This window comes from Pluralibacter gergoviae ATCC 33028 = NBRC 105706, from assembly GCF_001598855.1.
In the GTDB taxonomy this organism is placed as follows: Bacteria; Pseudomonadota; Gammaproteobacteria; order Enterobacterales; family Enterobacteriaceae; genus Pluralibacter; species Pluralibacter gergoviae.
Genome location: NZ_BCZS01000014.1, coordinates 36,393 through 51,685, shown reverse-complemented (window position 1 = coordinate 51,685; position 15,293 = coordinate 36,393). Strand labels below are relative to the sequence as shown.

Annotated in this window: 10 protein-coding genes; 7 read left to right on the top strand and 3 right to left on the bottom strand. The window is 59.5% G+C overall.

Annotated elements, in window-relative coordinates:
* Positions 1–118: 118 nt before the first annotated feature.
* The 7 genes from cmoM (at position 119) to ENGE1_RS14920 (ending at position 10,761) form a co-directional block, all read left to right on the top strand.
* The gene (gene cmoM, locus ENGE1_RS14950) at positions 119–913 is read left to right on the top strand and encodes a tRNA uridine 5-oxyacetic acid(34) methyltransferase CmoM (protein WP_043084790.1); all 795 of its coding nucleotides are present in this window, start codon (positions 119–121) and stop codon (positions 911–913) included.
* Positions 906–2,228 (top strand): chromosome partition protein MukF, encoded by a 1,323-nt coding sequence (mukF, locus tag ENGE1_RS14945; RefSeq protein ID WP_048252392.1) that lies wholly within the window; start codon positions 906–908, stop codon positions 2,226–2,228. The genes cmoM and mukF overlap by 8 nt, the downstream gene beginning before the upstream one ends.
* Complete coding sequence (gene mukE / locus ENGE1_RS14940) at positions 2,209–2,919, top strand: chromosome partition protein MukE (protein ID WP_043084786.1); 711 nt, start codon at positions 2,209–2,211, stop codon at positions 2,917–2,919. Before mukF ends, mukE begins: the two co-directional genes overlap by 20 nt.
* Positions 2,919–7,367 carry a chromosome partition protein MukB gene (gene mukB, locus ENGE1_RS14935; protein ID WP_048252393.1) on the top strand — a complete coding sequence of 1,483 codons (4,449 nt, stop codon included), beginning with the start codon at positions 2,919–2,921 and terminating at the stop codon, positions 7,365–7,367. Before mukE ends, mukB begins: the two co-directional genes overlap by 1 nt.
* A gap of 186 nt (positions 7,368–7,553) precedes the next feature.
* Positions 7,554–9,362 carry a L,D-transpeptidase gene (ldtD, locus tag ENGE1_RS14930; RefSeq protein ID WP_048252394.1) on the top strand — a complete coding sequence of 603 codons (1,809 nt, stop codon included), beginning with the start codon at positions 7,554–7,556 and terminating at the stop codon, positions 9,360–9,362.
* 184 nt (positions 9,363–9,546) lie between these two features.
* Complete coding sequence (locus ENGE1_RS14925; protein WP_043084779.1) at positions 9,547–10,098, top strand: YcbK family protein; 552 nt, start codon at positions 9,547–9,549, stop codon at positions 10,096–10,098.
* A gap of 15 nt (positions 10,099–10,113) precedes the next feature.
* Positions 10,114–10,761: an MBL fold metallo-hydrolase gene (locus ENGE1_RS14920; RefSeq protein WP_043084777.1), complete on the top strand. Its 648-nt coding sequence runs from the start codon at positions 10,114–10,116 to the stop codon at positions 10,759–10,761.
* A gap of 44 nt (positions 10,762–10,805) precedes the next feature.
* On the opposite strand, the gene ENGE1_RS14915 is transcribed toward ENGE1_RS14920, so the two are convergent.
* From ENGE1_RS14915 to asnS, 3 genes are all read right to left on the bottom strand, one after another.
* Positions 10,806–11,996: an amino acid aminotransferase gene (locus tag ENGE1_RS14915; RefSeq protein ID WP_048252395.1), complete on the bottom strand. Its 1,191-nt coding sequence runs from the start codon at positions 11,994–11,996 to the stop codon at positions 10,806–10,808.
* A 187-nt stretch (positions 11,997–12,183) separates the two neighbouring features.
* Positions 12,184–13,272, bottom strand: a complete 1,089-nt coding sequence (gene ompF, locus ENGE1_RS14910) for a porin OmpF (protein WP_048252396.1) — start codon at positions 13,270–13,272, stop codon at positions 12,184–12,186.
* A 599-nt stretch (positions 13,273–13,871) separates the two neighbouring features.
* Positions 13,872–15,272 (bottom strand): asparagine--tRNA ligase, encoded by a 1,401-nt coding sequence (asnS, locus tag ENGE1_RS14905; protein WP_043084767.1) that lies wholly within the window; start codon positions 15,270–15,272, stop codon positions 13,872–13,874.
* Positions 15,273–15,293 lie beyond the last annotated feature (21 nt).

Here is a 15,293-nt window from a genome sequence, read left to right as displayed (position 1 = left end):
CTGGTTCCTTTTTTAACCATCTGATAGTTGAATATCCGGGATATTACATCAGATGCTTCCCTCTCGCCGTGGGTATGACAAAATAGCCGCTTTATTGCCTGAGCCAAGCGGAGCCGTTGTGCAGGATCGCAATTTTGATGACATCGCGGAAAAGTTTTCGCGCAATATCTATGGCACCACGAAGGGCCAGCTGCGCCAGGCGATCCTCTGGCAGGATCTTGACCGCCTGCTGCCGGCGTGCGGCGCCGGGCCGTTGCGCATTCTCGATGCCGGCGGCGGGGCGGGGCAGACCGCAATTCAGATGGCAGAGCGCGGGCATCATGTTACCCTATGCGATCTGTCATCTGAGATGATTGCGCTGGCGAAACGCGCCGCAGACGAAAAAGGTGTGAGCCATCGCATGCATTTCGTACAGTGCGCAATTCAGGATGTGGCGCAACATTTGGAAAGCCCGGTCGATCTGATATTGTTTCACGCGGTGCTGGAGTGGGTGGCCGAGCCGCGGACGGTGCTGGACACGCTGTGGTCGACGCTGCGCCCCGGCGGCGCGCTGTCGCTGATGTTCTACAATGCCAACGGGCTGCTGCTGCACAACATGGTCGCCACCAATTTCGACTATGTGCAGGCGGGTATGCCGAAAAAGAAAAAGCGCACTCTGTCGCCGGACTATCCGCGCGATCCGCAGCAGGTCTACGGCTGGCTGCAGGAAGCCGGCTGGCAGATAACCGGAAAAACCGGCGTGCGCGTGTTCCACGATTATCTGCGTGAAAAAGAGAAGCAGCGCGACAGCTATGCGCAGCTGCTTGAGCTGGAAACGCGCTACTGTCGCCAGGAGCCGTGGATAAGCCTTGGACGCTACATTCACGTCACCGCGCGTAAACCGCAGGTAGATACAAGGACTAACGATGAGTGATTTTTCCCAGACAGTCCCCGAACTGGTTGCCTGGGCCAGAAAAAATGATTTTTCTATCGCGCTGCCGGTAGACAGGCTGTCGTTCCTGTTGGCCGTGGCAACGCTCAACGGCGAACGCCTTGAGGGCGAGCTGACCGAAGGTGAGCTGATAGATGCGTTTCGCTACGTCAGTGATGCGTTTGAGCAAACCAGCGAAACCATCGGCGTGCGCGCCAACAACGCGATCAACGACATGGTACGTCAACGTCTGCTGAACCGCTTTACCAGCGAAATCACCGAAGGCAACGCCATCTATCGCCTGACGCCGCTCGGCATCGGCATCACCGACTACTACATTCGCCAGCGCGAGTTTTCGACGCTGCGCCTGTCGATGCAGCTCTCGATCGTCGGCGGCGAGCTCAAGCGCGCCGCCGACGCGGCGGAAGAGGGCGGCGACGAATTTCACTGGCACCGCAACGTCTATGCGCCGCTGAAGTATTCGGTGGCGGAGATCTTCGACAGCATCGATCTCACCCAGCGCACCATGGACGAGCAGCAGCAGTCGGTGAAAGATGATATCGCCCAGCTGCTGAACAAAGACTGGCGGGCGGCGATTTCCAGCTGCGAAATGCTGCTGTCGGAAACCTCCGGCACTTTGCGCGAACTGCAGGACACCCTCGAGGCCGCGGGCGACAAGCTGCAGGCCAACCTGCTGCGCATCCAGGAGTACACTCTGACCCACGATGGCCTGGACTTTGTCGACCGGCTGGTGTTTGACCTGCAGAGCAAGCTTGACCGCATCGTCAGCTGGGGCCAGCAGGCTATCGACCTGTGGATCGGCTACGACCGCCACGTACATAAATTTATCCGTACCGCCATTGATATGGATAAAAACCGCGTCTTTGCCCAGCGTCTGCGCCAGTCGCTGCAGACCTACTTTGACGCGCCCTGGGCGCTCACCTACGCCAGCGCCGACCGTCTGTACGACATGCGCGACGAAGAGATGGCGCTGCGTGATGAAGAGGTTACCGGCGAACTGCCGCCGGACCTTGAGTACGAAGAGTTTAACGAGATCCGCGAACAGCTGGCGGCGATGATTGAGCAGCAGCTGGTGGTTTACAAAGAGAAGCAGCTGCCGCTGGATCTGGGACTGGTGGTGCGCGACTACCTTGCGCAGTATCCGCGCGCCCGCCACTTCGACGTGGCGCGCATCGTGGTTGACCAGGCGGTGCGCCTGGGCGTCGCGCAGGGCGATTTCACCGGACTGCCGCCGAAGTGGCAGCCGATTAATGATTACGGAGCCAAGGTACAGGCACATGTCATCGACAAATATTGAACAGGTGATGCCAGTTAAGCTGGCTCAGGCTCTGGCCAACCCACTTTTTCCGGCGCTGGACAGCGCCCTGCGCGCCGGGCGCCATATCGGCCTCGACGAGCTGGATAATCACGTCTTTCTGATGGACTTCCAGGAGTATCTGGAAGAGTTTTATGCCCGCTATAACGTGGAGCTTATCCGCGCGCCGGAGGGTTTCTTCTACCTGCGCCCGCGCTCCACCACGCTTATCCCGCGCTCGGTGCTCTCCGAGCTGGATATGATGGTCGGCAAAATTCTTTGCTATCTCTACCTCAGCCCGGAGCGGCTGGCGAACGAAGGGATCTTCACCCAGCAGGAGCTTTACGACGAGCTGCTGGCGCTGGCGGATGAATCTAAACTGCTGAAGCTGGTCAATAACCGCTCCACCGGTTCAGATCTCGACCGCCAGAAGCTACAGGAGAAAGTGCGCTCGTCGCTCAACCGCCTGCGCCGCCTCGGCATGGTGTGGTTTATGGGCCACGACAGCAGCAAGTTCCGCATCACCGAATCGGTCTTCCGCTTCGGCGCCGACGTGCGCTCCGGCGATGACGCCCGCGAAGCGCAGCTGCGGATGATCCGCGACGGCGAGGCGATGGCGATTGAAAGCAGCCTGCAGCTCCACGACGACACAGACGACGCCCGACCGGATACGGACAGCGGGGAGGAAGAGTAATGCTTGAACGCGGAAAATTTCGTTCACTGACCCTGATTAACTGGAACGGCTTCTTTGCCCGCACCTTTGACCTCGACGAGCTGGTCACCACGCTGTCGGGCGGCAACGGCGCCGGTAAATCGACCACCATGGCGGCCTTCGTCACGGCGCTGATCCCCGATTTGACGCTGCTGCACTTCCGTAACACCACCGAAGCCGGGGCCACCAGCGGCTCCCGCGATAAGGGCCTGCACGGCAAGCTGAAGGCGGGCGTCTGCTACTCGATGCTCGACGTGCTCAACTCCCGCCACCAGCGGGTGCTGGTCGGCGTGCGCCTGCAGCAGGTCGCCGGTCGCGATCGTAAAGTGGACATCAAGCCGTTCGCTATCCAGGGGCTGCCGATGTCGGTGCAGCCGACCCAGCTGGTGACGGAGAACGTCAGCGATCGCCAGGCTCGCGTCCTCACGCTGCAGGAGCTGAAGGACAAGCTGGAAGAGATGGAGGGCGTGCAGTTCAAGCAGTTCAACTCCATCACCGAATACCACTCCCTGATGTTCGATCTCGGCATCGTGGCGCGCCGCCTGCGCTCCGCCTCGGATCGCAGCAAATATTACCGCCTGATCGAAGCGTCGCTGTACGGCGGCATCTCCAGCGCCATTACCCGCTCCCTGCGCGACTACCTGCTGCCGGAAAACGGCGGCGTGCGCAAGGCGTTCCAGGATATGGAAGCGGCGCTGCGCGAGAACCGCATGACGCTGGAAGCGATCCGCGTCACCCAGTCGGATCGCGACCTGTTTAAGCATCTGATTTCCGAAGCCACCGACTACGTGGCGGCAGACTATATGCGCCACGCCAACGAGCGGCGCATTCACCTCGACAAAGCGCTGGAGTTCCGGCGGGAGCTGCTCGGCTCGCGCCAGCAGCTGGCGGCGGAGCAGTACAAGCACGTCGATATGGCCCGCGAACTGCAGGAGCACGCCGGAGCGGAAGGGGACCTGGAGGCCGACTATCAGGCCGCCAGCGACCACCTGAACCTGGTGCAGACCGCATTGCGCCAGCAGGAAAAAATTGAGCGCTACGAGGCCGATCTCGACGAGCTGCAGATCCGCCTCGAAGAGCAGAACGAAGTGGTGGCCGAAGCCGCCGAACAGCAGGAAGAGAACGAAGCCCGCGCCGAGGCCGCCGAACTGGAAGTGGATGAGCTGAAAAGCCAGCTTGCCGACTATCAGCAGGCGCTCGACGTACAGCAGACCCGCGCCATTCAGTACACCCAGGCGCTGCAGGCGCTGGAGCGCGCCCGGGAACTTTGCCATCTGCCGGATTTGACGGCGGAAAGCGCCGATACGTGGCTGGAGACTTTCCAGGCTAAAGAGCAGGAAGCCACCGAGAAGCTGCTGGCGCTGGATCAGAAAATGAGCGTGGCCCGGACGGCGCACAGCCAGTTTGAGCAGGCCTACCAGCTGGTAGTGGCCATCAACGGCCCGGTGGCCCGCAGCGACGCCTGGAGCGCGGCGCGCGAGCTGCTGCGCGAAGGCGTGGACCAGCGCCACCTGGCGGAGCAGGCCAGCGCCCTGCGCGGCCGCCTGCACGAGCTTGAGCAGCGCCTGCGCGAGCAGCAGGACGCCGAGCGCCTGCTGGCGGATTTCTGCAAGCGCCAGGGCAAGCAGTACGACTTCGACGAACTTGAAGCCCTGCATCAGGAGCTGGAGGAGCGCATTGCTTCCCTCTCCGAGATCGTTTCCTCCGCCGGCGAGCAGCGCATGACCCTGCGCCAGGAGCTGGAGCAGCTGCAGGGCAAAATAAAAACCCTGCAGCAGCGCGCCCCGATCTGGCTGGCGGCGCAGAGCAGCCTCAGCCAGCTGTGCGAGCAGACCGGCCAGGAATTTGAGTCCGGTCAGGACTTCACCGAATACCTCCAGCAGCTGCTGGAGCGCGAGCGCGAGGCCATCGTCGAGCGCGATGAAGTCGGCGCCCGCAAGCGCGCGGTGGATGACGAAATTGAGCGCCTGAGCCAGCCGGGCGGCTCGGAAGATCAGCGTCTGAACAACCTTGCCGAACGCTTCGGCGGCGTGCTGCTGTCCGAGATCTACGATGACGTCAGCCTGGAAGATGCGCCTTACTTCTCCGCGCTCTACGGCCCGTCGCGCCACGCTATCGTGGTGCCGGACCTGTCGCAGATTGCCGAATACCTTGAAGGGCTGGAAGATTGCCCGGAAGATCTCTATCTGATCGAGGGCGATCCGCAGTCCTTCGACGACAGCGTGTTCAGCGTCGACGAGCTGGAAAAAGCGGTGGTGGTCAAGATTGCCGATCGCCAGTGGCGCTACTCGCGCTTCCCGTCGGTGCCGCTGTTCGGCCGCGCGGCGCGCGAGAGCCGCATCGAGGCGCTGCACGCCGAGCGTGAAACCCTCTCCGAGCGCTTCGCCACGCTCTCCTTTGACGTACAAAAAACCCAGCGCCTGCACCAGTCCTTCAGCCGCTTTATCGGCAGCCACCTGGCGGTGGCCTTCGAGGACGATCCGGAAGCGGAGATCCGCAGGCTAAATACCCGCCGGGGCGAGCTTGAGCGCGCCCTCAGCACCCACGAAAGCGACAATCAGCAGAGCCGGGCGCAGTTCGACCAGGCGAAAGAGGGCGTCAGCGCCCTCAACCGCCTGCTGCCGCGCCTCAACCTGCTGGCGGACGAAACGCTGGCCGATCGCGTGGACGAGATCCGCGAGCGGCTGGACGAAGCCCAGGAGGCGGCGCGCTTTATTCAGCAGCACGGCAACCAGCTGGCGAAGCTGGAGCCGGTGGTGTCCGTACTGCAAAGCGACCCGGAACAGTTTGAGCAGCTCAAAGAAGACTACGCCTACTCCCAGCAGATGCAGCGCGACGCCCGCCAGCAGGCCTTTGCCCTGACGGAAGTGGTGCAGCGCCGGGCGCACTTTGGCTACAGCGATTCGGCGGAGATGCTCAGCGGCAACAGCGATCTCAACGAGAAGCTGCGCCAGCGCCTGGAGCAGGCGGAGAGCGAGCGCGCCCGCGCCCGCGATGCGCTGCGTACCCACGCCGCCCAGCTCAGCCAGTACAGCCAGGTGCTGGCTTCGCTGAAAAGCTCCTTTGATACCAAGAAAGAGCTGCTCACCGACCTGCACCGCGAGCTGCAGGACATCGGCGTGCGCGCTGACAGCGGGGCGGAAGAGCGCGCCCGCAGCCGCCGCGACGAGCTGCACACTCAGCTCTCCAACAACCGCAGCCGCCGCAACCAGCTGGAGAAGGCCCTGACCTTCTGCGAAGCGGAGATGGACAACCTGACCCGCCGGCTGCGGGCCCTCGAGCGCAACTACCTCGAAATGCGTGAGCAGGTGGTGAGCGCCAAGGCGGGCTGGTGCGCGGTGATGCGGCTGGTGAAAGACAACAACGTCGAGCGCCGCCTGCACCGCCGCGAGCTGGCCTATCTCTCCGCCGACGACCTGCGCTCGATGTCGGATAAGGCGCTCGGCGCCCTGCGCCTGGCGGTGGCGGACAACGAACACCTGCGCGACGTGCTGCGTATGTCGGAAGATCCCAAGCGCCCCGAGCGCAAGATCCAGTTCTTTGTGGCGGTGTATCAGCACCTGCGCGAGCGCATCCGTCAGGACATTATCCGCACCGACGATCCGGTTGAGGCCATCGAACAGATGGAGATCGAGCTGGGCCGCTTGACCGAGGAGCTGACCGCCCGCGAGCAGAAGCTGGCCATCAGCACCCGCAGCGTGGCGAACATCATCCGCAAGACCATCCAGCGCGAGCAGAACCGCATCCGGATGCTCAACCAGGGCCTGCAGAGCGTTTCGTTCGGCCAGGTCAACAGCGTGCGTCTCAACGTCAACGTCCGCGAGACCCACTCCACGCTGCTGGCGGTGCTGGCGGATCAGCACGATCAGCATCAGGATCTGTTCAACAGCAACCGCCTGACCTTCTCCGAGGCGCTGGCGAAGCTCTATCAGCGCCTCAATCCGCAGATTGATATGGGTCAGCGCACGCCGCAGACCATCGGCGAGGAGCTGCTGGACTACCGCAACTATCTTGAGATGGAAGTTGAGGTTAACCGCGGCTCCGACGGCTGGCTGCGCGCCGAGTCCGGGGCGCTCTCGACCGGGGAAGCGATCGGCACCGGGATGTCGATTCTGGTGATGGTGGTACAGAGCTGGGAAGAGGAGTCCCGCCGCCTGCGCGGGAAAGATATCTCGCCGTGCCGCCTGCTGTTCCTCGACGAGGCGGCGCGTCTGGACGCCAAATCCATCGCCACGCTCTTTGAATTGTGCGAGCGGCTGGAGATGCAGCTGATTATCGCCGCGCCAGAGAACATCAGTCCGGAGAAAGGAACCACCTACAAGCTGGTGCGTAAGGTGTTTAACAACACCGAACACGTCCACGTGGTGGGGCTGCGCGGCTTCGCCCCGCAGCCGCCGGAATCGCTGCCGGGGACCGCGGACGCATCCTGATTTGTCTGAATAAAAACCACACAAGGGCGACAGCAATGTCGCCCTTTTTGTTATCCTCATACAAATGAAATACGTGTAAGATCTTTAATCTTCTTTACAGTTGGTCGGGCAAAACTGGTTTTGTGTTTATATACTGAGAACAAGTCCCGCCTGATGCGGGCTGCAATGTGAAACAGGGGGCAAAGGATGTTGCTTAATAAATCGAAAGGTCTTCGGCTGTCGGCGCTGAGTTTCGCCCTGACGCTGATATTTGCTCCACTGTACGATGCGCAGGCAGAAGAACCTGCTCTGGTGCCGGCCGACGGCTCCGCCACGCCTGGCGATACCGCGCCGGTAATGACCCAATCTGAGGGGCTGACACCCGCCGTGGCGATGATGGTGGGGATTCAGCCTCTGCCCGCCGGCGCGGCGGCGAAAGCCCGCGCCGATATCCAGTCTCAGCTGCCGCAGGGCTACACGCCCGCCTACATGAATGCGCTTGCCGGGCTGTACGCCGCCCGCGATATGAAGCCGATGTGGGAAAACCGCGATGCGGTGCAGGCCTTCCAGCAGCAGCTGGCCGAGGTCGCCATTGCCGGCTTCCAGCCGCAGTTTATCCGCTGGGTTGAACTGCTGACCGATCCGTCGATTACCGGCAGCGCCCGCGACGTGGTGCTATCGGACGCCATGCTTGGCTATCTGCAGTTTGTTAGCAGTATTCCGGTGCAGGGCAACCGCTGGCTGTACAGCAGTAAGCCTTACGCGCTGGCGATGCCGGCGCTGTCGGTGATCAACCGCTGGCAGCTGGCGCTTAATGATGGCTCCCTGCCGCAGTTCATTGCCGGCCTGGCGCCGCAGCATCCGCAGTATGCCGCCATGCACCGGGCGTTGCTGGCTCAGCTCACCGATACCCGACCGTGGCCGCAGATGCAGAGCAGCGCTAAGCTCAGCCCCGGCCAGTGGAGTAAAGACGTTCCGGCGCTGCGCGAGATCCTGGCGCGCAGCGGTATGCTCGATACCGCGCCGGATATCGCTCTGCCGGGCGATGATGGCGCCGTGAGTCCGTCCGCGCCGCCGCCAAAGCGTAAGAAAAAGAAATCCGCTGCGCCGTCCGTCTACGGCGGCGAACTGGTGGAGGCGGTTAAGCGCTTTCAGAGCGCGCAGGGACTCGCCGCTGACGGCGTTATCGGTCAGAGCACCCGCGACTGGCTCAACGTCGGCCCGGCGCAGCGTGCGGGCGTTCTGGCGCTCAATATTCAGCGTCTGCGCCTGCTGCCCGGCAAGCTTTCCACCGGCATCATGGTCAATATTCCTGCCTACTCGCTGGTCTACTACCTCGACGGTAATCAGGTGCTGGCTTCCCGCGTCATCGTCGGCCGTCCGGACCGTAAAACGCCGATGATGAGCAGCGCGCTCAATAACGTGGTGGTGAATCCGCCGTGGAACGTGCCGCCGACGCTGGCGCGCAACGATATCCTGCCGAAAGTGCGTAACGACCCCGGCTATCTCGAGCGCCACGGCTACACGCTGATGCGCGGCTGGAACAGCAAAGAGGCGATCAATCCTTATCAGGTCGACTGGTCGACGATCACGCCGTCCAATCTGCCGTTCCGCTTCCAGCAGGCGCCGGGCGAGCGCAACTCGCTGGGCCGCTATAAGTTCAACATGCCGAGTTCGGACGCCATCTATCTGCACGATACGCCGAACCACGCGCTGTTTGCTAAAGAGACGCGGGCGCTCAGCTCCGGCTGCGTGCGGGTGAATAAAGCTTCCGAGCTGGCGAACATGCTGCTGCAGGATGCCGGCTGGAACGATACGCGCATTTCCGACGCCCTGAAGGCCGGAAACACGCGTTATGTTAATATCCGCCACAACATTCCGGTTAATCTTTACTACCTGACGGCATTCGTCGGTGCGGATGGTCGTCCGCAGTATCGTACAGATATTTACAATTACGATCTCATCGCGCGATCTGGCGCACAAATTTTGCCTAAAGCGGAACAATTAATCAGGTAAATGAAACAGTTCAGGTAATTCAGTGTCGTAGAAATTAGTGCATTTTGGGGCTATCAGGCTACAGGCCCCGGATTCACTGGGGTTGGGCCTTCTTGACGTCAGCGCTGTTGATGGTTAAGGTGCCCATTCGTGCGCCAGAAGTGCATACATAACGACCATTTACTGACTTGTAGACCTGATTATCATGGACAAATTTGACGCTAACCGCCGCAGACTGCTGGCGTTAGGTGGCGCTGCCCTCGGTGCGGCCGCCATTCTACCGACGCCAGCATTTGCCACTCTCTCGACACCACGTCCGCGTATTTTGACGCTCAACAACCTGAACACCGGTGAGTCAATCAAGGCGGAGTTCTTCGATGGCAGAGGCTACATTCAGGATGAATTAGCAAAATTAAATCATTTCTTCCGTGATTATCGCGCGAACAAAATGACAACCATCGATCCCCGGCTCTTCGATCATCTCTATCGCCTTCAGGGACTGCTCGGCACCAACAGACCGGTACAGCTGATTTCCGGCTATCGCTCGTTGGCGACCAACGACGATCTGCGCCACCACAGCCGCGGCGTGGCTAAGCACAGCTACCACACCAAAGGGCAGGCGATGGATTTCCATATTGAAGGCGTTTCGTTAAGCAATGTTCGCAAAGCCGCGTTGTCTATGCGCGCGGGTGGTGTAGGATACTATCCACGTAGTAACTTTGTGCATATTGATACCGGTCCGGTAAGGAACTGGTAACGAAACAGGAGCAACATGAACTATCGTATTATTCCGGTCACCGCTTTCGCGCAGAACTGCTCGCTTATCTGGTGTGAGCAAACGAAGCTCGCCGCGCTGGTCGATCCCGGCGGCGATGCCGGGCGTATTAAAGAAGAGGTGACCGCCGCGGGCGTGACGCTGATGCAGATCCTGCTGACCCACGGTCATCTCGACCACGTGGGCGCGGCGGCGGAGCTGGCGGAACACTACGGCGTGCCGATTATCGGCCCGGAAAAAGAGGATCAGTTCTGGCTGGAGGGGCTGCCCGCCCAGAGCCGGATGTTCGGCCTTGAGGACTGCCCGCCGCTGACGCCGGATCGCTGGCTGAATGAGGGCGATACGGTCAGCGTCGGTAACGTTAGCCTTCAGGTGCTCCACTGTCCGGGCCATACGCCGGGGCATATCGTCTTTTTTGACGACGCCTCGCGGCTGCTGATTTCCGGCGACGTCATTTTTAAGGGCGGCGTCGGGCGCAGCGATTTCCCGCGCGGCAACCACAATCAGCTGATCGCCGCCATTAAGGACAAGCTGCTGCCGCTGGGCGACGACGTGACCTTTATTCCGGGCCACGGTCCGATGTCGACGCTCGGCGAAGAGCGGCTGCATAACCCCTTCCTGCAGGATGAACTTCCCGTCTGGTAAACATAAAAAAGGCCGCGAAAGCGGCCTTTTTTATTTCGCAGCGCTTAGAGAACCGCGACAATCGCCTCGCACAGCGGCGCCATGTTGTCCGGGGTCATGCCGGCGACGTTGATGCGCCCGGACGCGACTGCGTAGATCCCGAACTCTTCGCGCAGGCGCAGCACCTGCTCTTTGGTCAGGCCGCTGAAGGAGAACATGCCGTTCTGCTTCGCGATAAAGCTGAAATCGCGATCGGCGCCTTTTTCGGCGAGGGTGTTCACAAACAGCAGGCGCATGCGCTGAATGCGCTGGCGCATATCGGTCAGCTCCTGTTCCCAGATGGCGCGCAGCGCGTCATTGCTGAGGATCGTGGCAACGACAGAGGCGCCGTGGGCCGGCGGGTTGGAGTAGTTGGCGCGGATCACCGCCTTCATCTGGCTGAACGCGCGGTCAACGCCTTCGGCATCGGCGGCAACCAGCGTGCAGGCGCCGACGCGCTCGTTGTAGAGGCCAAAGTTTTTAGAGTAGGAGCTGGCGACCAGCAGCTCTTTGTGTACCGCGGCGAAGGCGCGCAGGCCCTCAGCGTCTTCTTCCAGGCCGCGGGCAAAGCCCTGATAGGCGAAATCAAACAGCGGCAGCCAGCCCTTCTCAACGGAGAGCGCGGCCAGCTGCTGCCACTGCTCAAGCGTTGGATCGATCCCGGTGGGGTTATGGCAGCAGCCGTGGAACAGCACGACGTCGCCGGCCTGTGCGGCGCTGAGGCTTGCCAGCATACCGTCAAAGTTGAGCGCGTGGCCGCTGGCATCGTAATAGTCGTACTCTTTTACTTCCAGCCCGGCGGAGTTGAAGACGCTCTTGTGGTTCGGCCAGCTTGGATTGCTGACCCAGACGCGCTTCACGTCGGTGTTTTTAGCGAGAAAATCGGCCGCTACGCGCAGCGCGCCGGTGCCGCCCGGCGTCTGCGCCGTGCGGGCGCGCTTATCGTTAACGATAGCGCTGCCTTTGCCAAACAGCAGCTCCTGGGTGCAGCGTCCAAACTCCGGAATACCGTCGATGCCGAGATAATTTTTGGTGGTTTCGTTTTCCAGCAGAAACTGCTCTGCTTTTTTAACGCTGGTTAATACCGGTGTCTTACCGGTTTCGTCCTTATAAACACCAATCCCGAGGTTGATTTTGCTCGGGCGATCGTCGGCGCGAAAAAGGTCGGCCAGGCCCAGAATGGGGTCTGCGGGGGCGGCTGTGATGTTCTCAAACATGACGAGGTTCCATAGTGATTACGGGTAGAAGTCCGGCCTTCAGGTTAACGGCAGATCTACAAAAAGCCAACCGTTTGCAACGAAATACGACGGACTTTTCGCAAGTTGTTATTTTCAACTGGCAGACGAAAAAAAACAGGGCCGAAGCCCTGTTTTTCAAGCATATAACAAAGTGGCGTACTGCAAATCAGAACTGGTAAACAATACCCAGCGCAACGGTATTGTCGTCGTTCACGCCCAGCTTGTTGTCACCGTCGATCTGGTTGATCAGGTAGTCAACATAGGTGGACATGTTTTTGTTGAAGTAGTAAGACGCGCCCACTTCGATGTAGTTGATGTAGTCTTCGCTGCCCACGCCTTCCACTTTCTTCGCTTTAGATTTGTAGTAAGCGATGGACGGACGCAGACCAAAGTCGAACTGGTACTGTGCAACAACGGAGAAGTCCTGAGTTTTGTTAGCGAAGCCTTTAATGTCATCACCGCCAGCAACTGGGTTCGGACGGCTGATGCGGGTTGCGTTATGGGTTTCGCCGTAGATGGCTGCCAGGTAGATGTTGTTGGCATCATATTTCAGACCAGCAGTCCACTGCTCTGCCTTATCACCATGGCCGAGAGCGGCTTTGGTCTGAGCATCAGTACGGTCAGCGGCGCCGTAAGCACCCACTACACCGAAGCCTTCATACTCGTAGGCCAGAGAGGTTGCCCAGCCGTCACCGTTGGAGCGCTGGAAGTCATTACGCTCATTTTTGCCCAGATACTGCACGCCGAAGTGCAGACCTTCAACCAGGCCGAAGAAGTTCTGGTTACGGTAGGTAGCTACACCGCCCTGACGACCGGCGAAGAAGTTGTCCGCAGCGCCGTTGTCGCCGCCAAACTCCGGCAGCATATCGGTGATGCCGATGGCATCGTAGACCAGACCGTAGTTACGACCGTAGTCGAATGAGCCGTAGTCGCCGAAGTTCAGACCTGCGAAGCCCAGACGGGTTTTATCGCTACCGTTGGAACCGCTGCCTTCAGCATTGTTCGCCTGGAACTGGTATTCCCACTGACCATAGCCGGTCAGGTAATCGTTAACTTTTGTTTCGCCCTTGAAGCCAAGACGCGCATAGCTCTGGTCGCCGTCGTTGCCGTCGTTATCAGAGAAGTAGTGCAGACCTACCATTTTACCGTACAGGTCCAGCTTGTTGCTGTCTTTGTTGAACACTTCCGCTGCGTTCGCGGTACCGGCTACCAGCAGGGCAGGGATAACCACTGCCAGGAGATTGCGCTTCATCATTATTTATTACCCTCATAGGTTTTTTTATGGACACCTGCCACTGCTCCCAATGCCTTCCGTCAATAAAGATTTACAGAACCATTGATGAGAGTTTGGTGTCTTTCTGTGTCTGAGAGGCATATTTCCATTCATGACAACGTTTCGCTAGCCGGAAAGTGCTACAAATACGCTAAAGGAGTTACAAAAAGAAATTATGTGTAAGAGTTTGTGAATTAAAAGGAACTTTGTGAACCAGTTCATACTTCCAGAGTAACCGGTTACTAAGTAAACGCCTTTATATCTATCTATATGATTGGCTTATTATATTTTTCAATAACCCACTTTCCTATGCAAGAATGATTCTCACCACACTTTTTCTTATGGCGATTTTGCTTGACCGTTTGTGCTTTGTGAAAGGTTGCTATTTATGCTAAGCAGAAAATGAAATGTGAACTAAACAAGGGAAGGATGAAATTTTTGTGCAAATTTATTGCGCGAAACGATGTGTAACATTTTACAGAAAAGTCGCTATTGCCCTTTAAACTTGGTGAAGTTTCCTAACAAAAGCTGAACATCAAAAAAAACCAGCCCGCAGGCTGGTTTCGGAATGTGCGCAAAAATCAGAAGCTGGCGTTGCGCGGAGTGCGCGGGAACGGAATTACGTCGCGCACGTTCTGCACGCCGGTGACGTAGGCGATAAGGCGCTCGAAGCCGAGACCAAAGCCGGAGTGCGGCACGGTGCCGTAGCGGCGCAGATCGCGATACCAGCCGTAATCTTCCTTATTGAGCCCCATTTCTGCCAGGCGCGCGTCCAGCACATCCAGACGCTCTTCACGCTGGGAGCCGCCGATGATCTCGCCGATGCCCGGCGCCAGCACGTCCATCGCAGCCACGGTCTTACCGTCGTCATTAAGGCGCATATAGAAGGCCTTGATGTCTTTCGGATAGTTTTTTACCACCACCGGCGCTTTGAAGTGCTGCTCTGCCAGATAGCGCTCGTGCTCGGAGGAGAGATCCACGCCCCAGAAAACCGGATTCTCGAACTTATGGCCGCAGTTTTCCAGAATGGTGATGGCATCCGTATAGTCAACCTGGGCGAAGTCGGCATCCACGAAGCGCTCCAGGCGGGCGATAGCGTCTTTATCGACGCGCTCGGCGAAGAACTTCATGTCATCCGCGCGCTCTGTCAGCACCGCCCTGAAGACGTACTTGAGCATCGCTTCCGCCAGCGCGGCGTTATCTTCCAGATCGGCAAAAGCGATTTCCGGCTCCAGCATCCAGAACTCCGCCAGGTGGCGGCTGGTGTTGGAGTTTTCGGCACGGAAGGTCGGGCCGAAGGTATACACCTTCGACAGCGCGCAGGCGTAGGTCTCGGCGTTAAGCTGGCCGGAGACGGTCAGGAAGGCTTCGCGGCCGAAGAAATCTTTGTCGAAGTCCACCTTGCCCTGGTCGTTGCGCGGCAGATTTTCCAGATCCAGCGTGGAGACGCGGAACATCTCGCCGGCGCCTTCGGTATCGGAGGCGGTGATAAGCGGCGTGGAGACCCAGAAGAAGCCCTGCTCGTCGAAGAAGCGGTGCAGCGCCTGGGCCAGCGTGTGGCGCACGCGCGCGACGGCGCCGATCAGGTTAGTGCGCGGGCGCAGGTGGGCCACTTCGCGCAGGTACTCGATGCTGTGGCGCTTGGCCGCCATCGGGTAGGTATCAGGATCTTCAACCCAGCCGGTCACTTCCACGCTGCTGGCCTGAATTTCAAAGCTCTGGCCCTGGCCCTGGGAGGCGACCACTTTACCGGTGACGATGACCGAACAGCCGGTGGTCAGGCGCAGCACTTCCTGATTGTAATTGGGCAGAGAATTATTAATGACGGCCTGTACAGGATCAAAGCAGGAACCGTCATAGACGGCGAGGAAGGAAAAGCCAGCTTTTGAATCTCGGCGGGTACGCACCCATCCGCGCACGGTGACTTCGCTGTCAGCGGCTACGCGGCCCTGGAGTACGTCGGCTACAGGCACAACGCTCATAGTGTTCTCTCTGTTAGTTGT

Bases quoted from the DNA above. Each gene is read 5' to 3' on its own strand.
- ENGE1_RS14925 (WP_043084779.1), top strand. From the start codon at position 9,547: ATGGACAAATTTGACGCTAACCGCCGCAGACTGCTGGCGTTAGGTGGC.
- mukF (WP_048252392.1), top strand. From the start codon at position 906: ATGAGTGATTTTTCCCAGACAGTCCCCGAACTGGTTGCCTGGGCCAGA.
- mukE (WP_043084786.1), top strand. From the start codon at position 2,209: ATGTCATCGACAAATATTGAACAGGTGATGCCAGTTAAGCTGGCTCAG.
- ompF (WP_048252396.1), bottom strand. From the start codon at position 13,272: ATGATGAAGCGCAATCTCCTGGCAGTGGTTATCCCTGCCCTGCTGGTA.
- asnS (WP_043084767.1), bottom strand. From the start codon at position 15,272: ATGAGCGTTGTGCCTGTAGCCGACGTACTCCAGGGCCGCGTAGCCGCT.
- mukB (WP_048252393.1), top strand. From the start codon at position 2,919: ATGCTTGAACGCGGAAAATTTCGTTCACTGACCCTGATTAACTGGAAC.
- ENGE1_RS14920 (WP_043084777.1), top strand. From the start codon at position 10,114: ATGAACTATCGTATTATTCCGGTCACCGCTTTCGCGCAGAACTGCTCG.
- ldtD (WP_048252394.1), top strand. From the start codon at position 7,554: ATGTTGCTTAATAAATCGAAAGGTCTTCGGCTGTCGGCGCTGAGTTTC.
- ENGE1_RS14915 (WP_048252395.1), bottom strand. From the start codon at position 11,996: ATGTTTGAGAACATCACAGCCGCCCCCGCAGACCCCATTCTGGGCCTG.